Source organism: Litorivivens lipolytica (assembly GCF_014191715.1).
GTDB lineage: Bacteria > Pseudomonadota > Gammaproteobacteria > Pseudomonadales > Spongiibacteraceae > Litorivivens > Litorivivens lipolytica.
Window position 1 is genome coordinate 1,157,594 of record NZ_JACHWY010000001.1, and the last position, 23,588, is coordinate 1,181,181.

General features: G+C 56.1%; 23 protein-coding genes. 6 read left to right on the forward strand and 17 right to left on the reverse strand.

All coding sequences use genetic code 11. The annotated features are described in order from the left end of the window. Positions 1–29 precede the first annotated feature (29 nt). A complete protein-coding gene (gene rlmE / locus FHR99_RS05315) occupies positions 30–656 on the reverse strand; it encodes a 23S rRNA (uridine(2552)-2'-O)-methyltransferase RlmE (protein WP_183409483.1) in 627 nt (208 codons plus the stop codon). Between the two features lie 100 nt (positions 657–756). Between rlmE and yhbY the strand changes: the two genes are divergently transcribed. Continuing rightward, a complete protein-coding gene (gene yhbY, locus FHR99_RS05320; protein ID WP_183409484.1) occupies positions 757–1,053 on the forward strand; it encodes a ribosome assembly RNA-binding protein YhbY in 297 nt (98 codons plus the stop codon). Between the two features lie 48 nt (positions 1,054–1,101). Here yhbY and greA read toward each other — a convergent pair whose 3' ends face one another. The 11 genes from greA to hrcA form a co-directional block, all read right to left on the reverse strand. Then, positions 1,102–1,578 carry a transcription elongation factor GreA gene (gene greA, locus FHR99_RS05325; RefSeq protein ID WP_183409485.1) on the reverse strand — a complete coding sequence of 159 codons (477 nt, stop codon included), beginning with the start codon at positions 1,576–1,578 and terminating at the stop codon, positions 1,102–1,104. Then, positions 1,575–4,796: a carbamoyl-phosphate synthase large subunit gene (gene carB, locus FHR99_RS05330; RefSeq protein WP_183409486.1), complete on the reverse strand. Its 3,222-nt coding sequence runs from the start codon at positions 4,794–4,796 to the stop codon at positions 1,575–1,577. The genes greA and carB overlap by 4 nt, the downstream gene beginning before the upstream one ends. A gap of 85 nt (positions 4,797–4,881) precedes the next feature. After that, entirely contained in the window at positions 4,882–6,018 is a 1,137-nt protein-coding gene (carA, locus tag FHR99_RS05335; RefSeq protein ID WP_183409487.1) for a glutamine-hydrolyzing carbamoyl-phosphate synthase small subunit, read from the reverse strand. 219 nt (positions 6,019–6,237) lie between these two features. Beyond that, the gene (locus tag FHR99_RS05340; protein WP_183409488.1) at positions 6,238–7,194 is read right to left on the reverse strand and encodes a GGDEF domain-containing protein; all 957 of its coding nucleotides are present in this window, start codon (positions 7,192–7,194) and stop codon (positions 6,238–6,240) included. A gap of 63 nt (positions 7,195–7,257) precedes the next feature. Further along, complete coding sequence (locus FHR99_RS05345; RefSeq protein WP_183409489.1) at positions 7,258–7,683, reverse strand: thioesterase family protein; 426 nt, start codon at positions 7,681–7,683, stop codon at positions 7,258–7,260. 108 nt (positions 7,684–7,791) lie between these two features. Continuing rightward, the gene (locus tag FHR99_RS05350; RefSeq protein ID WP_246386458.1) at positions 7,792–8,826 is read right to left on the reverse strand and encodes an SAM-dependent methyltransferase; all 1,035 of its coding nucleotides are present in this window, start codon (positions 8,824–8,826) and stop codon (positions 7,792–7,794) included. A 32-nt stretch (positions 8,827–8,858) separates the two neighbouring features. Then, complete coding sequence (gene dapB, locus FHR99_RS05355; protein ID WP_183409490.1) at positions 8,859–9,665, reverse strand: 4-hydroxy-tetrahydrodipicolinate reductase; 807 nt, start codon at positions 9,663–9,665, stop codon at positions 8,859–8,861. A 26-nt stretch (positions 9,666–9,691) separates the two neighbouring features. Further along, positions 9,692–10,831 carry a molecular chaperone DnaJ gene (gene dnaJ, locus FHR99_RS05360; protein ID WP_183409491.1) on the reverse strand — a complete coding sequence of 380 codons (1,140 nt, stop codon included), beginning with the start codon at positions 10,829–10,831 and terminating at the stop codon, positions 9,692–9,694. A 107-nt stretch (positions 10,832–10,938) separates the two neighbouring features. After that, positions 10,939–12,861: a molecular chaperone DnaK gene (gene dnaK, locus FHR99_RS05365; protein WP_183409492.1), complete on the reverse strand. Its 1,923-nt coding sequence runs from the start codon at positions 12,859–12,861 to the stop codon at positions 10,939–10,941. A gap of 132 nt (positions 12,862–12,993) precedes the next feature. After that, positions 12,994–13,566 carry a nucleotide exchange factor GrpE gene (grpE, locus tag FHR99_RS05370; protein WP_183409493.1) on the reverse strand — a complete coding sequence of 191 codons (573 nt, stop codon included), beginning with the start codon at positions 13,564–13,566 and terminating at the stop codon, positions 12,994–12,996. 130 nt (positions 13,567–13,696) lie between these two features. Further along, on the reverse strand, positions 13,697–14,761 hold the full coding sequence (gene hrcA / locus FHR99_RS05375; RefSeq protein WP_343067407.1) for a heat-inducible transcriptional repressor HrcA: 1,065 nt from the start codon (positions 14,759–14,761) through the stop codon (positions 13,697–13,699). A gap of 153 nt (positions 14,762–14,914) precedes the next feature. On the opposite strand from hrcA, the gene recN reads away from it, so the two are divergent. Next, complete coding sequence (recN, locus tag FHR99_RS05380; protein WP_183409494.1) at positions 14,915–16,582, forward strand: DNA repair protein RecN; 1,668 nt, start codon at positions 14,915–14,917, stop codon at positions 16,580–16,582. A gap of 69 nt (positions 16,583–16,651) precedes the next feature. Here the strand turns inward: recN and fur are convergent, their stop codons facing one another. After that, positions 16,652–17,068, reverse strand: a complete 417-nt coding sequence (gene fur, locus FHR99_RS05385) for a ferric iron uptake transcriptional regulator (RefSeq protein ID WP_183409495.1) — start codon at positions 17,066–17,068, stop codon at positions 16,652–16,654. On the opposite strand from fur, the gene FHR99_RS05390 reads away from it, so the two are divergent. Then, on the forward strand, positions 17,067–17,552 hold the full coding sequence (locus FHR99_RS05390; protein ID WP_246386459.1) for an outer membrane protein assembly factor BamE: 486 nt from the start codon (positions 17,067–17,069) through the stop codon (positions 17,550–17,552). The genes fur and FHR99_RS05390 overlap by 2 nt on opposite strands. 1 nt (position 17,553) lies before the next feature. Here FHR99_RS05390 and FHR99_RS05395 read toward each other — a convergent pair whose 3' ends face one another. The 3 genes from FHR99_RS05395 to FHR99_RS05405 are packed head-to-tail and all read right to left on the reverse strand — an operon-like array spanning position 17,554 to position 19,678. Next, complete coding sequence (locus FHR99_RS05395; protein ID WP_183409496.1) at positions 17,554–17,874, reverse strand: RnfH family protein; 321 nt, start codon at positions 17,872–17,874, stop codon at positions 17,554–17,556. Between the two features lie 21 nt (positions 17,875–17,895). Continuing rightward, the gene (locus FHR99_RS05400; protein ID WP_183409497.1) at positions 17,896–18,327 is read right to left on the reverse strand and encodes a type II toxin-antitoxin system RatA family toxin; all 432 of its coding nucleotides are present in this window, start codon (positions 18,325–18,327) and stop codon (positions 17,896–17,898) included. Between the two features lie 7 nt (positions 18,328–18,334). Continuing rightward, positions 18,335–19,678, reverse strand: a complete 1,344-nt coding sequence (locus FHR99_RS05405) for a sodium-dependent transporter (RefSeq protein ID WP_183409498.1) — start codon at positions 19,676–19,678, stop codon at positions 18,335–18,337. Positions 19,679–19,764: 86 nt separating this feature from the next. Between FHR99_RS05405 and smpB the strand changes: the two genes are divergently transcribed. The 3 genes from smpB to FHR99_RS05420 are packed head-to-tail and all read left to right on the forward strand — an operon-like array spanning position 19,765 to position 21,408. Then, positions 19,765–20,244 (forward strand): SsrA-binding protein SmpB, encoded by a 480-nt coding sequence (smpB, locus tag FHR99_RS05410; protein ID WP_183409499.1) that lies wholly within the window; start codon positions 19,765–19,767, stop codon positions 20,242–20,244. Beyond that, a complete protein-coding gene (locus FHR99_RS05415; RefSeq protein WP_183409500.1) occupies positions 20,241–20,738 on the forward strand; it encodes a histidine phosphatase family protein in 498 nt (165 codons plus the stop codon). Before smpB ends, FHR99_RS05415 begins: the two co-directional genes overlap by 4 nt. A gap of 58 nt (positions 20,739–20,796) precedes the next feature. Beyond that, positions 20,797–21,408 (forward strand): class I SAM-dependent methyltransferase, encoded by a 612-nt coding sequence (locus FHR99_RS05420; RefSeq protein ID WP_183409501.1) that lies wholly within the window; start codon positions 20,797–20,799, stop codon positions 21,406–21,408. On the opposite strand, the gene ppk1 is transcribed toward FHR99_RS05420, so the two are convergent. Next, positions 21,405–23,510 carry a polyphosphate kinase 1 gene (gene ppk1, locus FHR99_RS05425; RefSeq protein ID WP_183409502.1) on the reverse strand — a complete coding sequence of 702 codons (2,106 nt, stop codon included), beginning with the start codon at positions 23,508–23,510 and terminating at the stop codon, positions 21,405–21,407. The genes FHR99_RS05420 and ppk1 overlap by 4 nt on opposite strands. Positions 23,511–23,588 lie beyond the last annotated feature (78 nt).

Here is a 23,588-nt window from a genome sequence, read left to right on the forward strand (position 1 = left end):
GAACCGATGGAGCGGCCATGAAAACTGACCTAGCCCTTAAAGCCCTTACCCAGCACATAAACCTCTCTGGAGCGGGGCCGCGAGGCCTTGGGTTTGCGGGTAACAGAAGACTCAAAGCTGCCCTTCATGTCACGGTAAAATTCCTCATAACCTTCACCGTGAAAGGCCTTGCTGAGAAAGACCCCGCCGGGACGCAAAACCCGACGGGCCATATCGAGAGCCAATTCGACCAGATACATGGAACGCGGCTGATCAACGGCACTCATACCACTCATATTGGGGGCCATATCGGAAATTACAAGGTCTAGCGGTTGGTCACCGATAATTCTCAGCAGTTCCTCAAATACCGAATCTTCAGTGAAATCCCCCTGCAGAAACTCCACATCGGCCAGCGTATCCATTTCCAGGATATCGGTGGCGATTACCCGGCCCTTTTCACCGACGATCTCCGCCGCCACCTGCGACCAGCCACCGGGCGCTGCGCCCAGGTCGAGCACACTCATCCCCGGCTTTAAAAGCCGGTCTTTTTCCTGTATTTCCAGCAACTTATAGCAGGCACGCGAGCGGTAACCCTCGCGTTTGGCCTGTTTTACGTAGTGGTCATCAAAATGCTCTCTGAGCCAGGCACCACTGGACGCCGATCGTTTTTTAGCCAAGAAACTTGCCCTGATTAAAGGTTGGTTGGTCAATCTGGTCGCGCACAGTATACCTTTTGAGTACAATACGCGCCCTTTTCAGCACTCGGATCAAGACCAGATGGATACAGCAAAACGCAAACAGCTGCGCGCTATTGGCCACAAACTCAAGCCAGTGGTGATGATTGCGGGACGCGGTGTCACCGAAGGGGTTGAGGCCGAGCTGGAACGTGCGCTGGAAGATCATGAACTGATCAAGGTGAAACTGGCGATCCCGGAGCCCGAAGACCGCAAACTGGTTGCCAAGCACCTCTGTGAGACTCATAAAGCGGAACTGGTGCAAGCCATCGGCAAAGTGCTGTTGCTTTATCGCGCCGCGAAAAAGCCGAATCCGCGACTGTCGAATCTGTTACGTTAAACGCGCTGCGCTAAGTCACACGATCAGATCAGCTACGGTAAGAGCACCTCAGAGGTGCTCAACCTTGTCGATTTCGTACTCCACTTCCCCGCCGGGGGCGCGAACGACCACCACGTCACCCTCTACCTTGCCGATCAGAGCACGGGCAATGGGTGAAGTGACCGAGATTTTGCCTGCTTTTACGTCGGCTTCATCTTCTCCGACAATGCGATAGCGCACTTCTTCGTCGGTTTCGCAATTCACAAGGCTAACGGTTACACCGAAGATCACCTTACCGGTATTGGGCAACTGCTTGACGTCGATAACGCGCGCTTCCGACAGTTTGCCTTCCAGCTCCTTGATACGACCTTCACAAAAACCCTGCTGCTCGCGCGCCGCATGGTATTCCGCATTTTCTTTCAGGTCGCCGTGCTCGCGAGCCTCGGCAATGGCCTGAATAATGCGCGGACGCTCTTCGGTTTTCAGTCGCTTCAGTTCTTCCCGTAGCTTGGCCTCGCCTTCTACGGTCATCGGCACCTGGCTCATTGCAAAATCCCTCTATGTACGTCCTGCAGGCGGCGAACCACTTTCTCCTCACCAAATTCAATGGCCATGCAAATCGCTTCTGCACCTGCCAGCGTTGTGGTGTAGGGAATTTTGCCCGCCAGTGCCGAGCGGCGAATGGTGGACGAGTCCGCGATCGCCTGCTTACCTTCAGTGGTGTTGATGATGAGTTTGATCTCGCCGTTTTTCACCATATCTACGATATGGGGGCGGCCTTCTTTCACCTTGTTAACGCGCTTGCACTCAAGACCGGCTTCAGTCAACACTTGGTGCGTGCCGCGAGTCGCGCAAAGGGTGAAGCCGAAGCTTACCAGCTTACGGGCCACCTCAATGGCGCCAGGTTTGTCAGGATTGCGCACACTGATAAAGGCAAGACCGGGTTTGGGCGGCTTCTCGCCCGCACCGCGCTGAGCTTTGGAGAAGGCTTCTGCAAAGCTTTCGCCCAGCCCCATAACCTCACCGGTAGATTTCATTTCCGGGCCGAGGATCGGGTCAACACCGGGGAATTTATTGAAGGGGAAGACCGCTTCTTTCACGCTGAAATAGCTCGGTACAACCTCTTCGGTGAACTGCTGCTCGGCCAATGTGGTGCCGGCCATACAGCGCGCCGCCACTTTAGCCAGAGACACACCGATACACTTGGACACAAAGGGCACGGTACGCGAGGCACGCGGGTTCACCTCAATCACGTATATCTTGCCGTCCTGCCAGGCCAGCTGCACGTTCATCAGACCTTTTACGCCCAGCTCAACGGCCATCGCCTTGACCTGTTCGCGCATTTCGTTCTGCACATCGGCCGGCAGCGAGTAAGGCGGCAGTGAACAGGCCGAGTCACCCGAGTGAACCCCCGCCTGCTCGATATGCTGCATGATGGCGCCGATGACCACGTCTTTGCCGTCAGATACCGCATCGATATCCACCTCAACGGCGGCATTCAGGAAGTGATCCAGCAGTACCGGTGAATCTTCGGAGACATGAACCGCCTGCACCATGTAACGCTCAAGCTCGTCTTCCTTGTAGACGATCTCCATGGCGCGGCCACCCAGCACATAAGACGGGCGAACCACCAGCGGGTAGCCAATCTGCTCGGCAACTTTCATCGCCTCTTCAACTGAGCGCACAATCGCATTCGGCGGCTGCAGCAGGCCCAGCTTGTTGATCATTTGCTGGAAGCGCTCGCGGTCTTCAGCGCGGTCAATCGCATCCGGCGTGGTACCGATAATCGGCACACCAGCCGCTTCCAGCGCGCGGGCCAGTTTCAATGGCGTCTGACCACCAAACTGAACGATAACGCCCTTGGGTTTTTCCTTGTCGACAATTTCCAACACGTCTTCCAGCGTTACCGGCTCGAAGTACAGGCGGTCAGACGTGTCGTAATCCGTAGAAACTGTTTCGGGGTTACAGTTGACCATAATGGTCTCGTAACCGTCTTCGCGCATGGCCAGTGCCGCGTGCACACAGCAGTAGTCAAACTCGATGCCCTGACCAATGCGGTTGGGGCCGCCGCCTATAACCAGAATCTTGTCTTTGTCAGACGGGTTCGCTTCGCACTCTTCCTCGTAGGTGGAGTACATATACGCCGTAGAGGTGGCGAATTCGGCAGCACATGTATCAACGCGCTTGAATACCGGGCGCACGTTGAGCGCATGGCGATGCTCACGCACGGCAGTTTTGCCAACGCCCAGCAAGACCGCCAGCCGCTGATCGGAAAAGCCCTTGCGCTTCAGCTGGAACATATGCGCAGCATCAATCTCTTCCAGCTTCACAGTTTTCAGGCTGTTTTCGGTTTTAATGATGTCTTCGATCTGCACCAGGAACCAGGGATCAATGCCGGAGTAATCGTAGACTTCATCCACGCTCATCCCCATACGGAAGGCATCACCCACGTACCAGATACGTTCGGGACCGGGGTTAGTCAGCTCGCCCACCAGCGTTTCGCGGGCATCGCTGCGATCGGTATCAATCTTGTGTTCAAAACCGGAGGAGCCGACTTCCAGACCGCGCAGGGCTTTCTGTACGGACTCTTGGAAAGAGCGGCCAATCGCCATCACCTCACCCACCGACTTCATCTGGGTGTGCAGGCGCGGCTGGGCTTCGCCAAATTTCTCAAAGGTAAAGCGCGGAATCTTGGTGACCACGTAATCGATGGCCGGCTCAAAGGAGGCCGGTGTTGCACCGCCGGTAATGTCGTTCTGCAGCTCGTCGAGGGTGTAACCCACTGCCAGCTTGGCAGCGACTTTGGCGATCGGGAAACCGGTGGCTTTCGACGCCAGCGCCGAAGAGCGGCTCACCCGCGGGTTCATCTCGATAATCACCATCCGGCCGGTTTTAGGATCGATACCGAACTGTACGTTCGAACCGCCGGTTTCAACGCCAATCTCACGCAACACCGCACAGGAGGCGTTGCGCATGATCTGGTATTCCTTGTCGGTCAGGGTCTGAGCCGGGGCGACGGTAATGGAGTCACCCGTATGTACGCCCATCGGGTCAAAGTTTTCGATGGCACAAACGATGATGCAGTTGTCATTTTTGTCACGGACAACCTCCATCTCGTACTCTTTCCAGCCGATCAGGGATTCGTCGATCAACAGCTCGTTGGTGGGCGACAGATCCAGACCGCGCTCACAGATCTCAACGAATTCTTCCCGGTTATAGGCGATACCACCACCGCTGCCACCCATGGTGAAGGAGGGACGAATAATGGCCGGGAAACCGATGGAGTCGAGCACCTGTAGCGCCTCTTCCATGCTGTGTGCCAGCGCCGCGCGCGGCGTTTCAAGACCGATGCGCTTCATGGCCTGGTCGAACAGTTGGCGGTCTTCCGCCTTGTCGATGGCCTCGGCGGTCGCACCAATCAGCTCAACGCCGTATTTTTCCAGGACACCTTCACGCTCCAGATCCAGCGCACAGTTCAGCGCTGTTTGACCGCCCATGGTAGGCAGCACCGCATCGGGGCGCTCTTTCTCAATAATCTTGGCAACCGTGGTCCACTGTACGGGCTCAATGTAGGTTGCATCGGCCATGGCCGGGTCGGTCATGATGGTGGCTGGGTTGGAGTTCACCAGAATGACGCGGAAGCCTTCTTCCTTCAGCGCCTTACAGGCCTGGGCACCGGAGTAGTCAAACTCACAGGCCTGCCCGATCACAATGGGGCCGGCACCGAGGATAAGAATGGATTGTATGTCTGTGCGTTTTGGCATGGCGTTATCGTAACCGTCCGAATCCAGTGTTCTTGAGTTCTGGGGCGGCCCGCAGGCTGCCCCGTGCAGTGATGCGTGCGGGCGATTACTCGCCCTTGTGGGCCTGCATCAGCTCGATAAAGTGATCAAACAGCGGCGCAATATCGTGCGGGCCGGGGCTCGCTTCCGGGTGCCCCTGAAAGCTGAAGGCCGGCTTGTCGGTGCGGTGCACGCCTTGCAGGCTGCCATCAAACAGCGATTTGTGGGTCGCTTTTAGGTTAGCTGGCAGCGTGTCTTCATCTACCGCGAAACCGTGGTTCTGGCTGGTGATATGTACCACGCCCGTGCTCAGGTCCTGCACCGGGTGGTTGGCACCGTGGTGACCAAACTTCATTTTCATAGTCTTGGCGCCAGAGGCCAACGACAACAGCTGGTGGCCGAGACAGATGCCGAATACCGGGATGCCGGTATCGACGATCTCGCGGATCGCTTCAATCGCGTAGTCACAGGGTTCCGGATCGCCAGGACCATTGGAAAGGAAGACACCGCCGGGCTTCATCGCCAACACGTCGGCCGCCGGGGTTTTGGCCGGCACCACCGTCAGGCGACAACCGCGATCGGTCAGCATGCGCAGAATGTTGCGCTTCACACCAAAGTCGTAGGCCACAACGTTGTAGGGCAGCTCGCTTTCGTCGCGGGTCGGGTGTCCGTTACCCAGCTCCCAGGAGCCTTCACGCCAGGCGTAGCTGCTCTGAGTGGTGACTTCTTGCGCCAGATCCATACCTTTGAGCCCGGCAAAGCCTTTTGCCAACTCAAGGGCCTTAGTTTCGTCAATCTCGCCCGCCATCAGGCAACCGTTCTGAGCGCCCTTGTCGCGCAGAATACGGGTTAAACGACGGGTATCGATATCGGCTATGCCGCAGATATTTCTGGCCTTGAGGTAGTCCGACAGACTCTGCTGGCTGCGGAAATTGCTCGCCAACATCGGTAGATCGCGAATGATCAGACCGGAAGCCCAGATTTCTGCGGCCTCTTCGTCTTCCTCATTGACCCCGGTATTCCCGATGTGCGGGTAAGTCAGGGTAACCAGTTGCTTCGCATAGGAGGGGTCGGTCAGGATCTCCTGATAACCGGTCATGGCAGTGTTGAACACCACCTCGCCGACGGAGTGGCCTTCGGCCCCTATTGCGATACCCCTGAATATGCTGCCATCGGCGAGGGCGAGTATAGCTGGAACCGTCAAGCAAACCTCCTTGGGTAACAGACTGCCGTGTTACAAAGCCCCCTGAAAGGGCCAGAACACGGACGGATAAAGTGGGCGCGCGCAAAAAAGCGAGATGAGGGCCCCATCTCGCTTTCGGTATACCGTAATCGGCTCACCGGCTTCACCGGCCACAGGATTCTGGCGCGCGATTTTACGCGAACTTACCTAAATTTGTCCACCCAAGTCGCGAAAAAGCTTTCAGGCAACTTCAACTTGCCGTCCTTCATTTTCCAGTGAACGCGATACTGCTTGCGCCAGCCGGGTGGGAATTGCCTCAAGGACGTTAGGATCAACGTCAGTTGAAGCCAGTCCAGCCGCAATTTTCAGCGGCCCCACTCCTACCGGCAAGGTGTATTCCCCACTCCCCAGCAAACGATGAATGTCTTCTACAACCGTGGCGGCACTGCGAGCCGGTGTCTCAGGCAGCATAAGCACGAAGGTATGGTCGTCATAGCGAGCCACGTAGTCAGTAATGCGCACAGACTGACGGATAGTCTGACCAATATTCCGCATGATCATATTCGCCTGATTGGCTCCCATGCGGGAATTCAGCAATTCCAGCTGAGACACTTGAAACAGGGCAATTGCCAGTGGATTGCCGTTTCTTTTTATCCGCAACAGCTCTTGATCCAACTCGGCATCAAAGGCGGCCCGATTCGGCAAATCCGTCGCTTCATCGACCCCCTGCAATGTCGCACAGTGCTCCCTAAGGGCCTCTAATTCACGCTCCCTGTCCGCAAGCCGCAACTCCAGAGTCTCAACCTGCCTAGCCGCCTGCTGTCCAGCGGTCTGCGCTTCCGCCAATTCTCGAGACTGCCGCTCGACAAGCTCAGCCACAGCATTCGCCAGCGCGCCCAGCACACCGCTGCTCCCCTGATGTGGCAATGAGACATCGGCGCGACCCGGATGGACTCGGCCAACACCCTCAGCGATATCTTTGATCGGCTTGACCAGCGCGGCATAGAGCGCCGCAGCGACCAAAACCACGATGAGGCATAAGGCAACTAAGAGAACAGGAAGAGAAAGTTGTGCATCGCCAGCAGCATGCAGCACAGCCGGGATGCCGCCCGCCGAATTCGAAGCAAGCGTACGCCCCGCTAATTCAAGGCCGAGCAGCACAGCACCAAACAGTGCCACCAGTATTTTCCAAGCCATCGCAAAGCCCTCCCTGCCAGATGGTTGAGAATCAACGTTCAGCGGCGTATGCGGAGAAAAAGCTCAGCGCAGACAGTCGAAATAGCCAGCAGGTTCGGATAGCGGCTTGCCCGTTGTCTGATCCAACAGGATATGGGCGGTTTTCGCCACAGCGATACCGCGCCCGCTCGCCTTGTCCGTCAGCCGGTAAACGAAATCGTATCCACACCGATGAAAGTCCACCGCGGCGATTGAGGCAATAAGTATATCCCCGTAGTGGGCTTCCGACTGATAGACCACCGCGAGATCGGCATTAACCATCATGAGGCCCCGCTCCGGGTCATTTTCCAGCAACCCTTGCTGGCGAGTAAAGCGCGCCCGAACCTCATTCAAAACACTGACCACCGCATCATTACCCAAGTGACGGCCACTATTAACCTGACTGATCAGTACAGGGAGCTCGGTGGTGTATTGAAAGGTTTCGGGCAGGGCGATTGAGACTCGTGACACGTAGGGACTTCCTGGCAGCTATCGGCGACGGCCGATCAGAGGCGCCTCATGATAGTGAGCACGCCCCGGGCGGGCAAGCGCAGCGAAATCTATTTGCCTTGGTGCTATTTAACTTGGAGCCAATAAATAGTGACCAACCCCCCACTCATTGCCACCATCAAACCCAAACATCTCAGCCACGGCCATGTAGAACATCCGCCAGCGCTGAAACCAGATCGCAGCATCGGCACCGTAGCAAGCCTCCAGCACGGGCATTAGCTCCCGACGGCGACTATCAAGCTTTTCCAGCCATTGGTTAGCGGTTTTTTCATAGTGCTGCCCGCTCACCCACCAGTGTCGCTCAACCGTGAAATCCCGCTGAAAATGATAAAGCAAATGCTCCGAGGGCATGGTGCCGCCAGAAAAGAAGTAGCGAGTCATCCAGTCATCGCGACTCTTGTCTTCGAAGTGGTAGGCCAGCAGCTTGTGGATGAAAATATGCACAAACAGGCGACCATCGTCTTTCAACCAGGGCCGCAGTTTCTCCAACAGCGCGCCGTAGTTTTTCATATGTTCAAACATTTCGATCGACAGGGCGCGATCAAAAGGAGCTTCGTCGGCGGGCATTTCGAATTCGACAATACTACCGGTATAGATGGTCAGATTATCAATACCACGCGCTTTCGCTTGATTGAGAATAAATTCGCGCTGCCCGTGGGAGTTGGACAAACCGACAATCTCCGCGTTGGGATAGCGCTGAGCCAGCCAAAGCGACAAGGAACCCCAGCCGCAGCCCAAATCGAGAATGCGCATGCCGTCCTGAAGTTTTGCCCGCTCAGCATATAACTCCAGCATCAAGCGCTCTGCCTCATCCAAACTTTCATCGCCGCGCGGATAAAGACAACAGGAATATTTGAGATGGGAACCGAGATGGCCGTGAAAGAACTCTGCCGGCACTTCATAGTGCTGCTCATTGGCATCGTCGGTATTGATCGCGATGGGGCTGTTGCGCAGCTCATCGATGAAGTGATTGAAGCGCTCACTGCGCGCTTCGCCGTCGCCGTTGGCTTCGTCAACCAATCGCTGAGCAATCAAGCGGCGCATGCCAGCACGCGCCAACGCGTCGGGAATAAAGCCCCGCTCGCAAAGATCGATAATATCCAACCGCCCCTCCCTGAGGCGGTTGTTGATACCGCCTAGTTAAAACCTAATACGTCGCGCATGTCGTAACGACCCGCGCCCTGATCCGCCAACCACTTCGCCGCCCTGACCGCACCGCGGGCAAAGGACATACGAGAACTGGCCTTGTGCGTGATTTCTACTCGTTCGCCTTCGGCAAAGAAGCTGACCGTGTGATCACCGACCACGTCGCCGCCGCGGACGGTAGCAAAGCCGATGGTTTCGCGCTCACGGGCGCCGGTCTGACCTTCACGACCGTAGACCGCAACCTTCTGCAGATTACGACCCAGGGTGTCGGCAACCACTTGCCCCATGCTCAGCGCGGTACCAGACGGCGCGTCGATTTTATGACGATGATGAGCTTCAACGATTTCGATATCGACATCGTCACCCAGCACGCCAGCAGCCATTTCCAAAAGCTTGAAACAGAGATTCACGCCCGTACTGAAATTGGATGCCTGACAAACCGCAATCTCGGCAACGGCCGCATCCAGTTCAGCCTTTTGCTCTACGCTGAAACCTGTGGTTCCGATCACGATTTTTTTGCCGGCGGCACCACAGGCTTTGGCGTTAGCCAGCGTGGCTGCGGGTACGGTGAAATCGATCAGCACATCAAAGTCATTGATGACCTCATCGATACTGCCCGAGACCTTCACGCCATTTTTGCCAAGGCCAGACAATTCGCCCGCGTCGGCACCAACAAGCGAGCTATCCGGGCGCTCAAGTGCCGCTGTGAGCTCGCAGCCTTCAGCCAGATTTATCGCTTCAATCAGGGTTTTGCCCATGCGGCCAGCGGCGCCGGTTACTGCAATTCGGGTGGTCATTGTTTTGTCCGTTATCAGTCAGGTTGTCAGATTTTCAGATCGTCAAAGAAATCTTTAACGCCGTCAAACCAGCTTTTGCGGCGGGGGGAATGGGAATCCCCTTCCAGCGAACGCTGAAACTCTTCCAGCAACTCTTTCTGTTTCTTGTTGAGGTTGACCGGAGTTTCCACCACCACACGGCACAACAAGTCGCCGACCGCGCCACCGCGAACGGGTTTGATGCCCTTGCCACGCAGACGGAACAGTTTGCCGGTTTGCGTCTCAGCAGGGATCTTGAGTTTTACGCGCCCATCCAGGGTCGGTACTTCCAGCTCACCACCCAAGGCCGCATCGGCAATGGAAATAGGCACTTCGCAATACAGATGCTTGCCATCGCGCTCGAAAATCGGGTGCGCCTTAACAGCCATCTGCACGTAAAGGTCGCCCGCCGGACCGCCATCAGCACCGGCTTCACCTTCACCGGCCAGACGAATGCGGTCACCGGTATCGACACCGGGCGGCACTTTAACCGACAGGGTTTTGGTTTCTTCGACCCGACCCTGACCATGACAGCTGCTACAGGGATCTGAAATGGTCTTGCCCTTGCCATGACAGGCCGGGCAGGTCTGCTGCACCGAGAAAAAGCCCTGTTGCATGCGCACCTGACCCACACCACCACAGGTGGCACAGGTCACTGGCTTGCTGCCAGGCTTGGCACCGGAACCGTCACAGGGCTCACAGGCGACTAGCGTCGGAATCTTGATCTTGGCAGTGGTGCCGCGAACAGCCTGCTCCAAATCGATTTCCAGGGTGTAGCGCAGATCTGAGCCGCGCTGCGGGCCACCCCGGCCGCGGCCACCGCCACCACCACCAAAGATATCGCCGAACACGTCACCGAAGATATCGCTGAAGCTGCCGCCGCCGAAACCACCACCGGCACCGCCACCCATGCCGCCCATACCATCAACACCCTGATGGCCAAAGCGGTCGTAGGCGCTGCGCTTCTCTTCATCAGACAGCACTTCGTAGGCTTCACTGGCTTCCTGAAAACGCGCCTTGGCCGTTTCATCATCCGGGTTTCTATCCGGGTGAAACTTCATGGCCAGACGTCGATAGGCCTTCTTGATTTCCTGATCCGAAGCGCCCTTTTCGACACCCAATACTTCGTAATAATCGCGTTTTGACATGTTGTTGTCCGTACCACCAGCTTAAGCCAAAACGCCGGACACTAAGGCCCGGCGTCTTCCGTCATGCATCAGGCCCCGTCATACGGAGCCCGACGTTAGACGCTCTATTACTTCTTGTCGTCGTCCTTAACTTCTTCAAACTCTGCATCCACGACGTCGTCGGCACTGGAGGCATCGCCATCGGGCTGTTCCCCGCCCTCAGCTTGAGCCGCCTGCTCGGCGTACATCTTCTGGGCCAGAGAGTTGGAGGCCTCACCCAGTTTTTGGGCAGCGGCGTCGATGGCTTCCTTGTCATCGCCTTTCACCGCTTCGTCCACTTCGGCCAGCGCGGCTTCAATGGCGGCCTTCTCTTCGTCGCTCGCCTTGTCGCCGGCATCTGCCAGCGTCTTGCGAGTGGCGTGGGCCAAACCTTCGGCCATATTGCGTGCGGTTACCAGCTCTTCGAACTTTTTGTCTTCGTCGGCGTGGGCTTCCGCTTCCTGCACCATCTTGTCGATGTCTTCATCGCTCAAGCCGCCAGAGGCCTTGATCACGATGGACTGCTCCTTGCCGGTCGCCTTGTCTTTGGCAGACACGTGCAGGATACCGTTGGCATCGATATCGAAGGTCACTTCAATCTGAGGCATACCGCGCTGTGCCGGCGGAATGTCGGTCAGATCGAAACGGCCCAGAGACTTGTTCTGGGCAGCTTGCTTACGCTCACCCTGCACCACGTGAATGGTTACCGCGGTCTGGTTGTCTTCAGCCGTTGAGAAGATCTGCGACTTCTTGGTCGGAATCGTGGTGTTCTTCTCGATCAGCGGCGTCGCAACACCGCCCATGGTTTCGATACCCAGGGTCAGCGGAGTAACGTCCAGCAGCAGTACGTCTTTTACGTCACCGGCCAGAACCGCGCCCTGAATCGCAGCACCCATGGCCACCGCTTCGTCGGGGTTCACGTCCTTGCGCGCTTCCTTGCCGAAGAACTCGGCCACTTTCTTCTGAACCATTGGCATACGGGTCTGACCGCCGACCAGAATCACGTCGCCAATTTCAGAAGCCGACAGACCGGCATCTTTCAAAGCCACTTTCATGGGCTCCAGTGAACGCTCGACCAGATCCTCTACCAGCGACTCCAGTTTGGCGCGAGTCAGTTTCACGACCAAGTGTTTCGGACCGGAAGCGTCTGCAGTGATATAGGGCAGGTTCACTTCAGTCTGCTGGCTGGAAGACAGCTCGATCTTGGCTTTCTCTGCGGCCTCTTTCAGACGCTGCATCGCCAGCGGATCGCCTTTCAGGTCGATGCTGTTGTCTTTCTTGAACTCGCTCGCCAGATAATCGATCAGGCGCAGGTCGAAGTCCTCACCACCGAGGAAGGTGTCACCGTTGGTGGCCAGTACTTCAAACTGGTGCTCGCCATCGACTTCGGCGATCTCGATGATGGAGATATCGAAGGTACCACCACCCAGGTCGTAAACCGCGATGGTGCGATCACCTTCGAGGTTGTCCATACCGTAAGCCAGCGCAGCCGCCGTCGGCTCGTTGATGATGCGCTTGACGTCCAGACCGGCAATGCGGCCGGCATCTTTGGTCGCCTGACGCTGGGAGTCGTTAAAGTAAGCCGGTACGGTAATAACCGCTTCGGTCACTTCTTCACCGAGATAGTCTTCGGCGGTCTTCTTCATCTTTTTCAGAACGTCGGCAGACACCTGCGGCGGTGCCATTTTCTCGCCACGGGCTTCAACCCAGGCGTCGCCATTGTCGGCTTTGACGATCTTGTAAGGCACCATCTTGATGTCTTTCTGAACAACATCGTCCTCAAAGCGGCGACCGATCAGGCGCTTAACCGCGTAGAGGGTGTTGTGAGGGTTGGTAACGGCCTGACGCTTGGCGCTCTGACCGACCAGCACCTCACCGTCTTCGGTGTAGGCAACGATAGAAGGCGTGGTACGCGCGCCTTCGGCGTTCTCAATGACTTTGACCTTGTCACCATCCCGGATGGCAACACAGGAGTTGGTGGTACCGAGGTCAATACCAATGATTTTACCCATGTCTATCTCTCCACTTGGCCCGACTTGCGGGTCACTTACAATGCGTTCTGTTTTCTATATTGGCCCGGTTGTGTTGATTTCAAGGCCGGCACTTAAAAAATCAGTTACTTGGAAACTTTTACCTAGAAACAATTACTTTGAAACGACGACCATCGCCGCGCGCAGCAGGCGCTCGTTCAGGGTGTAACCCTTCTGCACCACCTGAATCACCGAATTCGGCTCGGCACCCGGCGCCTCAACCATGGACATGGCCTCGTGCAACTGCGGGTCAAAGGGCTCGCCTTCGGGGTTAATGGCTTTGAGGTTGTGCTTTTCCAGCATGTCGGCAAAGCTGCGGTAGGTCAGCTCGACACCTTCCAGCACGGCCTTGACGGCGTCATCGGTGCTATCTTTAGGCGCCGACTCAAGCGCGCGCTCGAGGTTATCCACCACTGGCAGCAGGTCTTTGGCAAAGCGCTCAACCGCAAACTTGCGGGCATTGTCGGCGTCAATTTCCGCTCGACGACGAATATTCTGGGCTTCTGCGGCGGTACGCAGCGCCTGATCCTTGGTATCAGCCAGCTCCTGTTTCAGAGCCTCAATCTCGGCCTGCAGGGCATCGCTCGCACCCGCCTCAGCGGATTGGGTTTCTACCGCCTCGGGCTGGCTCTCGGCCTGCGCTGCTTCTGCGGCTTCCTGCTGGTCGTTCTGTTTTTCCTCAGCCACGCTTTGCTACTCCATCGTTTTATCCGGCACGAGACCAACCCCGTGCAGCCAAACAATGGGGCCACACCGGCCGAATTCAAGGGCAGACCGGGAATTTTATTAAATAACCAGTAAAAACAGAGGCTTGGGGCTAACCTGAACGCAGCGCCACACTGAGCATACGGGCGGTCACATCCACCATCGGAATGACCTTTTCATAGGCCATGCGAGTCGGACCAATCACCCCGAGCACGCCCAGGGGGCGACCGTCACCGAGCTGATAGGGTGCGGTAATCACGGAGAAATCGCCGAAGGCCTTGTAGCCGGATTCCTCGCCGATAAAGATCTGCACACCATCGGCCAGCAGACAGCGATCCACCAGATCCAAGATGTCTTTTTTGCGCTCAAAGGCACTGAACAGCTCGCGCATTTTGTCGAGGTTATCCGGGGTTGCCGCATCCAACAGCTGCTTTTCGCCGGCCAGCACGTACTCCGAAGGCCTGTCATCGCCCTCCCCCACGTCCAGTGCCCGGGCCGCAAGATCGAGAGATGCCTCCATATAGCGGTCGATATCATCTTTATCCGAGCGCATTGCCGCCAGCAGGTTATCGCGAATCGTATCCAGATCCTTGCCCGCGAAATGGCGGTTGATATAGTTGGCCGCCTGTTTCAGCTCTGCTTCATCAAAAGGCCTATCTGTGCGAATAACGCGATTCTGCACCTCGCGCTGATTTACCACCAGAATCACAAGAATACGGTTATCCGATAGCGGTAAAAACTCGACTTGCCGGAGGTTGAGGCGATGACGACTGGGCAAGGTCACCAGCCCGGCCTGACGGGTCAGCGATGACAGCAGTTGAGACGCTGAGGCAATCAGCTCATCCGAGGGCTTCTCGGCATCAAGCTCGGATTTCAGATTTTTGAGAATTCGCCCTTCCAGCGGCGATACAGTAATCAGGGAATCCACAAACAAGCGGTAGCCCTGCTGGGTCGGCACCCGCCCGGCAGAAGTGTGGGGAGAGGCCACGTAGCCGCGATCCTCAAGCTCGGCCATGATATTGCGCACGGTAGCCGCACTGACCGGCAAGCCGCTGTCCTGCAGCAGTGTCTGGGACCCTACCGGCTGACCTTCCCGGATATACCGCTCTACAAGCACTTTGAGCAGCGTTTGCGCGCGCTCATTCAAACCGTCTGCGACCATTATTGTTGTTACCAATACAACTACCCCGCGAGCATTCTAGCCAGCCCCCGAATATTTTTACACCACCGCGTGAACAGGGGCTTGCCGGCCGCCAGCCCTATACTGTATAAATAGCCACACCTATACAATTAACCAGTTACAGACCACAAGCTTAAACAGGTGCCCGGTATGCTGACCCATCTCTGTATTCGCAACTATGCTATTGCAGAAAATCTGGATATCGACCTCCAGTCCGGCATGACAGCCCTCACCGGAGAAACCGGTGCCGGTAAATCCATCATGCTCGACGCCCTCGGCCTAACCCTCGGTGATCGGGCCGACGCCGGTATCGTGCGCCACGGCACCGACAAAGCTGAAGTCCACGCACTGTTTGATATTACCGCCCTGCCCGCCGCCAAAAGCTGGCTCGACAGTCGCGATCTGCTGGACGGCGACGAATTGATGCTGCGCCGAGTAATCACTGCCGAAGGGCGCTCTCGCGCCTACATCAACGGCCAGCCCTCAACCCTGCAGGATGTGCGCGCCCTCGGCGAGTATCTGGTCGACATTCACAGCCAGCACGAACACCAATCCCTGCTGAAAAAAGACTACCAACGCGAGCTGCTCGATATCTGCGCCGGGGCGACGGATCTTGCCAGCGATGTGGCCGTCCTCGCCCGCCAGCACCACAAGACCAGCCAGCAACTGAAATCCCTCACCGAGCAAAGTGACGAGCGCACCGCCCGTGCCCAGCTGCTCCAGTACCAGCTTGATGAACTGCTGGCTCTGGCACTTCAGCCCGGCGAAGTGAAGGCACTGGAAGAAGAGCAGCAGGCGCTTGCCAATGCCGAACACATTCTCAACGCCAGCAATCACGCGCTAAACCTGTGTAAGGAAGGCGAAGTCAACGCCCTCGGCATTCTGCATCAGGCCCTGTCATCGCTTCGGGGCAGCCCGGTTAAGGCTGAGCAGCAGAGCAGCGCCGAAGACATGCTGCAAACCGCTTTGATTCAAGTGGAAGAAGCCAGCCGCGAGCTGCAGCATCATCTGGATCGCGCCGAACTGGACCCGGAACGCCTGCATCAGGTGGAAGAACGCCTCGATGTGATTTATCAAATCGCGCGCAAACACCACTGCCGTGGCGACGAACTGCTGGAGGTTCAGGAGCGCCTGCAACAGGAGCTCGATGGCCTGCAGGGCGGTGCCGGCAGCATTGAAGGCTTGAGCGCCGAGCTGGTAAGGCTGGAAAAGGACTATCGCAAAGCGGCAGACAGCCTGAGCAAAAAACGGCAGAAAGCAGCGACCTCTATCAGCAAGAAGGTAGAAGCCCATCTGGCTGACCTGTCCATGGCCAACTGCCGCTTCCAGATCCATCTGGAGCCGGTTGAGGCAGGCACGCTCGGTAATCAAGGTCAGGAAGACGTCGAATTTCTGATCAGCACCAATCCCGGCAGCAAGCCGGGTCCGCTGAACAAGATCGCCTCCGGTGGTGAATTGTCCCGCATCAGCCTCGCCATTCACGTGGTTAACGCACAAGCGGTCACTGTACCAACCATTATCTTTGACGAAGTGGATGTGGGCATTGGCGGCGCCACCGCCGAGATCGTCGGCACCCTGCTGCAGCAGCTCGGCCAAACCACACAGGTACTGTGTGTCACCCACCAGCCTCAGGTCGCCAGTCAAGCAGATCATCACATCAAGGTCAGCAAGCAGTCAGACAAGAAGTCAGTCAAAACCCAGCTGGTGGCCCTGAACGACAACGAAAAAGTCGAGGAAATTGCGCGGATGCTGGGCGGCGTAGCCATAACCGACAACACACTGGCCCATGCCCGCGAGATGGTAGCAACCGCTCACTGATTGTTGCTGCCAGCCCGCCAGAAACAGAAAAGCCGGCGCTGAGGCCGGCTTTTCTGCAATCAAAACAGATTATTTTTTCTTCGGTTTCACGTACAGCACCAGGCTGTGATCGATCAGCTCAAAGCCCATTTCGTCGGCGATCTGGCGCTGGCGCTTTTCAATCACCTCGTCACAGAACTCAATGACCTCGCCATTGTCCAAGCGAACCATGTGGTCATGGTGCTCGCCCTTAGCCAATTCAAAAACCGAGTGACCGCCTTCGAAGTTATGCCGAGTGACCAAGCCTGCCGATTCAAACTGCGTCAGAACCCGGTAGACCGTGGCAAGACCCACATCTTCACCGGATTCCATCAGCGTGCGATACACGTCTTCTGCGCTAAGGTGCTGATTGTTGCTTTCGGCGGTTTCCAGCAGCTCAAGAATCTTTACGCGCGGCAGGGTGATTTTCAGCCCAGCCTTCTTGAGTTCCTGATTTTCGGAGGACATGGCTTATCCCTTAGCGTTGGTTTACGTAATGCGCTATTATCCCACGCCTTTACCGCTGATGAAAGTTAAGTACCCGAAGATGCGTAAAACTCTAGCCCTGCTTTTTGTCCTTCTGCCGCTCGCCGCCTGCAGCAATCTGGAATTCCCCGGCGTGTACAAGCTGCCGATTGAACAGGGCAATATCGTCACCGAAGAAATGGTTCAGCAGCTCGAACCCGGCATGTCGACCGGACAGGTTGAATTTGTGTTGGGGACGCCGCTCATTCGCGACAGTTTTTCCAGTAATCGCTGGGACTACGTTTACGTGTTGCGCAAGCCAGACGACACGGTTGAGAAGCAGCGCCTGACCGTTTACTTCGACAATGGGCTACTCAGTCATTATGAGAGCACAGTCGTTGCCAAGACCGAACAAAACCCACCCGTGGAACCCCTCGAGCCAGCCGAGCCCGGCCAGTTTGAGCCCGAAGAAGAACAACTTCAGTAACTCAGCGGCGACCTTCTGCTTCCTGACGCGCTTTCACCTTAGCCGCTCGCTGCTTGCGCACTTCTTTCGGATCCGCAATCAGCGGACGGTAAATTTCAACGCGATCGCCGTCCTTTAGCTCAGTGCTGTCGGCCTTGGGTACCGCCTTACCGAAGATTCCCAGATCCGCCTTCGCCAGATCCAATCCGTCAAACTGAGCGTCGAGCCCGGACTTTAACGCAGCCTCGCGAACACTGGTGCCGGCAGGCAGCTCAAGCTCAACGATCTGCTGTTTTTTCGGCGTGGCATATACCACTTCCACATGAATCATCTGTTCACTCATCTTTCCACAACCCCGGCACAATCAGCCGTAAACGGATTTCGCTCGTTTCACCACAGCATCCACTAGCGAGTTAGCGGCGCCATTAAACAGCTGCTTCGCCGCAGCACTCAATACACTGCTATTTAGCGTGAAACTCAAAAACAATGAGACCTTGCAGGCCTGTTCATTTAATACCAGCAGCGTCCAGCGCCCGGTAAACGCCTCAAAGGGACCATCCACCAGCTCCAGCTTGATTTCCGTGGGACGCTGTAAGGCATTGCGCGTCGTGAAACTCTGCCGCACACCTGCGCGAGACAGATCCAGACGAGCCACCATCGAGTCCGCGCTTTCTGAAAGGACTTCGGCACCAACGCAGCCATCCATAAATTGCGGATAGGCACTGACATCATTGATCAGTTCAAAAACCTGATCAGCGGAATATGGCAGCAAGGCACTGCGACTGATAGTTGTCATGGCACGTTCACAGCTGGGGAAAATTGGCCAGTATCAAAACCGCCACAATGGCGGGGGGCGCAATATACCGCAAAAGTATTCGCCAAATCCAAAATGTGCGCGGTTTACAGTAGTAGAGCTCGTCCCGAGCCTGCACATCGCGCAGCACCCAGCCCGCATACAGCGCAAGGCCGAGCGCACTGAGCGGCAACAGCAGTTCCGAGGTCAGGCGATTGAGAAAAAACAGCCGGGTTGCAGCGCCTGGCGCCGCTACATCATCAATGAGCCAAACACCCGCAAGCCATACAGCAAACACTAATCCCAAGGCCGCAGCCCAGCGCGGCAGCGGTGTTTTCTCCACCGCCCAGGCCAGTGCCGGCTCGAGCAGTGCCAGCGCACTGCAAAGCATTACCAGCCCTACCAGAATAAAAAATGCTCCGCCCAATAGATCCCCGAAGGGCAGATTGCCAAATACATAGGGCAGACTGATAAAGAGCAGAGGCACACTGTTGCCCGGTTCGATATTGTAATCCAACACCAGCGCATAGATGCTGATCCCCGCTACCAGCGCCACCACCGTATCAATGATCGCAACCGCACCTACCTGGCGGGAAATCGAGCGACCGTCGGGGAAATAGGCCCCGTAAATCATCATCGCCCCCACCCCAATACCCAGCGAGTAGAAAGCCTGCCCCAGCGCCGAAACAATCGCGTCAGGCCCGAAATCCTCGGGCCGCACTGCCAGCATCCAGGACAGGCCTGCCGGGAAATTCCCCATCTGGGACGCGGCATAGGCCATACACAGCAGGGCAATCAGAATGATGGGGACCAGCAGACGCAGAATCTGCCCCGTCGCGAGCGTCATTCGCATCATCGCCAAAGGCAGCAGAATCAGTATGAAACCCGTGAAACCCTTCAGCATTTCCTCTTTCGACTGAACGTAATCGCCGAAATATTCAGCGGCAAACTCAATACTGATAGCGCCCAATTTGTGATCACCCAAATAATAGGCATAACTGCTAACCCACCCCGCGATCACTGACATATGCACCAGAATCAGCAAGCCCGTGACCATTGCCAATACCGGCACCAGCCGCCATTCAGGGCGACTGCCAGATTCGAGATTAAGAAATTGAATAGCGGTTTCGGGGTTGGCGCGACCGCGCGAGCCCATCACCACTTCGGCCAGCATAACGGGGGTTGCCAATATCAAAAGAAAGGCCAAATACGCGAGGATGTAGAGCAGGCCGCCGTGGTGGCCAACCTCATGGGGAAAGCGCCAGAAATTGCCGAGGCCAATAGCCAGCCCTGAAGCCGCCGCCACAAATGTCCAGCGACTGACCCAAACTCCCTGCAGGGTGTCTCGTTGCAATGCTGTTCCCCATAAATAGCTGATCTGCTGGCATTTTGGCTCAGCTCCGTAGGCTTTACCAGTGAGAAGCCCTATAATGCGCGCCCATGGCTGCCAAGAAACCCAAACAACCGAGTTCGACGATCGCACTGAACAAACGTGCGCGTCACGACTATCATCTCACCGACAAGTTCGAGGCCGGTGTCTCCCTGCAGGGCTGGGAAGTGAAAAGCGCCCGCGCCGGCAAGGCACAGATCACCGAGAGCTACGTCTTTCTTCGGGATGGCGAGGCCTGGCTGATTGGAGCCCAGTTCACTCCGCTGCAAACGGTGTCCACTCACTATGTGACGGACCCGACCCGCACCCGCAAGCTCTTGCTGCACAGCAAGGAGCTAAGCCGATTGCTTGAAGCCACACAGCAAAAAGGCTATACCTGTGTGTGTACTGCGCTCTACTGGAAAAAGCATTTGATCAAAGCCGAGATTTGCTTGGCAAAGGGCAAACAGCAGCACGACAAACGCGATACCGAAAAAGAGCGCGATTGGGATCGGCAGAAGCAGCGCGTACTGCGCGAACACAACAAGTGAAGACGCTTTACTTACTACGACACGCTAAATCCAGCCACGACGACGATTCTCTCGATGATTTCGACCGTCCGCTGTCGAAACGCGGCAAGCGCGACGCAGTCGCGGTGGCCAGCGTTATCGAGAAGCACTGTAGCGCGGTTGAACATATTTTCAGCAGCCCAGCCAAGCGCTGTCGCAGCACCATCAAACGTGTACGTAACGCACTCGATGCCCCCTCGGGCGAGCTCACGCTCGACGACGCGCTCTATAGCTTCGATCACAATGATTTGCTGAACTGGTTAAAAGACCGCGACACACGCCTGCAATGTATTCTGCTGGTTGGCCACAATCCGGCACTGGAAGATCTGCTGGAAGTGCTGACAGGCCAGGGTCACCGCCACTTCCCCACCGCCGGCTTTGCCGAGCTGCAGCTTAAAGTGGAATACTGGGATCAAATACGCGCGGGCTGCGCCGACCTGATACACTTCGATTCGCCCAAAGATCTACCCGCCTGAAACTGTCATCTAACGCTGGCACACTGGGGTTCAGGCAGACTGAATAATACGAGTGCGCATGGCTACTGAAGATTATTACTACCTCAACGATCTAATCATCCTCAAAAAAAAGCACCACCTGATCAAGCACATCACCGACGAGCTGCCGACACCTGAGATTCACGGCACCAAAGTCTGGGGCTCCAGCTTTATGATCATGGACTATCTGAAGAAAAACGAGCCGGAACTGGGCGCGGACATGCTTGAAGTCGGCGCCGGTTGGGGTTTGCTTTCGATATTTTGCGCCAAACACTTTGAAGCAAACGTCACGGCGACCGACGCCGACCCACACGTGTTCCCGTTTTTGGAAACTCATAGTCTGCTCAATGATGTCGAAGTGGAAACCGTCGTTGCGCGTTATGAAGAATTGAAAGTCAAAGACCTGAAAGGCTTTGATTATGTGCTGGGCGGCGATATCTGTTTCTGGGATGAATTGATCGAGCCACTCTACAGCCTGGTAAAAAGGTCCGTTAAAGCCAAAGTCGGCACGATTATTATTGCAGACCCCGGTCGCCCACCCTTTCTGGAGCTCGCCAAACGCTGCGCTAAAGACTTCGGTGGCGAACTGCTTGACGGCGACATCAGCAAGCCGCGCAAGGTCACCGGCAATCTGCTTGTCGTAAAAACCTAGTCACCGTTTGGCGGGCGATAGCTAAGCTTGCGCAGACGCGGTAGGCGGCCCTTGCTCAGGTAGCGGTGAATAGCCTCTTGCGAACGAATACGCTTGGTTTTCTTTTTGCGCGGCAAACGCAAGCGATTGACCAGATTCGACTCCAGCACCCGCGCCTTTACGTTATCTGCCCACTGAATATCGAGAATATCCTGCAGGGTTTTCTTCGCCACCGGGTCGTAGACCGGGCACATCACTTCTACCCGGTAATCAATATTGCGCGTCATCAAATCCGCCGATGACAAAAAGTATCGGGGGTCACCGCCGTTATAAAACATGTACACGCGCGGGTGCTCCAGAAAACGATCGACGATACTGATCGCTTCAATATTGTCGCTAACGCCTTTGATACCGGGCACCAGTGAGCACATGCCACGCACAATCAGCCGGATCGGCACACCTGCCTGACTCGCTTCGTAGAGCTTATCGATCAAGTCAGAATCCACAAGGTTGTTGCACTTAAAGGTCAAACCGGAGTCCTCGCCCCCCTTCGCGGCTTCGACTTCCTGATCAATCATGCCCAACAGGCGTTCACGGCTGTTGATCGGCGACACAACCAGATGTTTGTAGTCCGGACGACGATAGTTGTAGCGAATAAACTCGAAGGTCTTGGCGGCCTCTTCACCAATTTCCTGATCGTAGGTCAGCAGACTGAAATCCGTATAGACCTCCGCGGTCTTTTCATTGAAATTTCCGGTGCCAATATGGGTGTAATAACGGGCCGTGTTATTTTCCTGGCGGGTAATGGAGATGAGCTTGCCGTGCACTTTCAGCCCCGGCACGCCGAAAATCACGTTTACCCCACCCTCCTGCAGGCGATGGGACAACGCCAGATTGGCCTCCTCATCGAAACGCGCCTGCAACTCAACCACCACCGTCACGTCTTTGTGATTGGCCACGGCGTTAATCAGTGCATCTACCACATGAGAGTTCGACGCCACCCGATACAGACTCACAGAAATCGAACGCACCGCTGGATCAATCGCCGCCGTACGCAGCAGGTTAATTACGTAGGTAAAACTGTGGTAAGGGTAGTAGAGCAGCACATCCTGCTGGGCAATGGCATCAAAAATATTGTCGTGAGCATCAATTGCCGGCACCGGAATTTTCGGCAATGGCTTCAATTCCAGATAGGCTGGCCCGAGGTTAGGGAAGCCCATAAAATCCTTTGAATTGTGGTAACGCCCGCCCGGCAACACGGAGTCGAGACGACCGAGGCCAAGGCGGCGCGCCAGATAGTCGCGCAGGTCTTCGGGCATATCACTGTCGTACACAAAACGCACTGGGTCGGCTTTACGGCGTCGCTTTAGGCTGCGCTCCATCCGCTCAAAAAAGCTTTCTGTGACCTCCTCACCCAGCTCCAGCTCCGCATCTCGAGTCAGCTTAATGGTGTAGGCCTCAACGCTATCCAACTGGAAAATGCCGCGAAATACATCGTGCAGACAAACCCGAATCAGGTTCTCTAGCGCCATCATGACCTTGCCACGCTTGCCCTTGCGCGACGGGATACTGATAAAACGGCTCAGGCGATTCGTGGGCACTTCGAGAATGGCATAGCGCACCTGATCTGCCGATACCAACTTGATGGCCAGATAAATAGACGCGTCATTGAGCTCAGGCAACGGGTAGTTATCATCCAGAATGATAGGCACCAACTCCGGCTGAATGTGCTCGAAAAAGTAATTGCGGGCAAACTCGCGCTGGTGATCGTCCAGTTGGCGCTCGCTAACGAGATAAATACCGCGCTTGCGCAGGTCTTTCAGCGTGGCGAGATAAATCTGATCGAAGCGGCGCTGCAATTCGACCACTCTGAGTTGGATTTTTTCCAGTAGTTGTTTGAATTCTTCCTGCTTGGAGGGCGTAGAAAAGGCCGCCAGTCGGCGCACATCAGCCACGCGAACCCGAAAGAATTCATCCATGTTATTGGAGAAGATGCCGAGATAGCGCACCCGCTGAATAATGGGTACCGACGCGTCTGCAGCCTCCTGCAGTACGCGCTCATTAAATGATAGCCAACTCAACTCCTTCGGGATCCAGTTATCCCGCACACCTGAGTCAGTCATTCAATACTCCATCCACAAAACACAGTGTCCAGCACCAGCCTATAGTACGTTTATGTCGACTTTATGACAGCAATGCAG

Excerpts from the sequence above, each read along its gene's own strand:
- dapB (WP_183409490.1), bottom strand. The coding sequence starts at position 9,665 with ATGACCACCCGAATTGCAGTAACCGGCGCCGCTGGCCGCATGGGCAAA.
- fur (WP_183409495.1), bottom strand. The coding sequence starts at position 17,068 with ATGTCCTCCGAAAATCAGGAACTCAAGAAGGCTGGGCTGAAAATCACC.
- FHR99_RS05400 (WP_183409497.1), bottom strand. The coding sequence starts at position 18,327 with ATGACAACTATCAGTCGCAGTGCCTTGCTGCCATATTCCGCTGATCAG.
- FHR99_RS05420 (WP_183409501.1), top strand. The coding sequence starts at position 20,797 with ATGGCTACTGAAGATTATTACTACCTCAACGATCTAATCATCCTCAAA.
- dnaJ (WP_183409491.1), bottom strand. The coding sequence starts at position 10,831 with ATGTCAAAACGCGATTATTACGAAGTATTGGGTGTCGAAAAGGGCGCT.
- carB (WP_183409486.1), bottom strand. The coding sequence starts at position 4,796 with ATGCCAAAACGCACAGACATACAATCCATTCTTATCCTCGGTGCCGGC.
- ppk1 (WP_183409502.1), bottom strand. The coding sequence starts at position 23,510 with ATGACTGACTCAGGTGTGCGGGATAACTGGATCCCGAAGGAGTTGAGT.
- FHR99_RS05395 (WP_183409496.1), bottom strand. The coding sequence starts at position 17,874 with ATGAGTGAACAGATGATTCATGTGGAAGTGGTATATGCCACGCCGAAA.
- FHR99_RS05390 (WP_246386459.1), top strand. The coding sequence starts at position 17,067 with ATGGCTTATCCCTTAGCGTTGGTTTACGTAATGCGCTATTATCCCACG.
- dnaK (WP_183409492.1), bottom strand. The coding sequence starts at position 12,861 with ATGGGTAAAATCATTGGTATTGACCTCGGTACCACCAACTCCTGTGTT.
- recN (WP_183409494.1), top strand. The coding sequence starts at position 14,915 with ATGCTGACCCATCTCTGTATTCGCAACTATGCTATTGCAGAAAATCTG.
- smpB (WP_183409499.1), top strand. The coding sequence starts at position 19,765 with ATGGCTGCCAAGAAACCCAAACAACCGAGTTCGACGATCGCACTGAAC.
- yhbY (WP_183409484.1), top strand. The coding sequence starts at position 757 with ATGGATACAGCAAAACGCAAACAGCTGCGCGCTATTGGCCACAAACTC.
- greA (WP_183409485.1), bottom strand. The coding sequence starts at position 1,578 with ATGAGCCAGGTGCCGATGACCGTAGAAGGCGAGGCCAAGCTACGGGAA.
- FHR99_RS05340 (WP_183409488.1), bottom strand. The coding sequence starts at position 7,194 with ATGGCTTGGAAAATACTGGTGGCACTGTTTGGTGCTGTGCTGCTCGGC.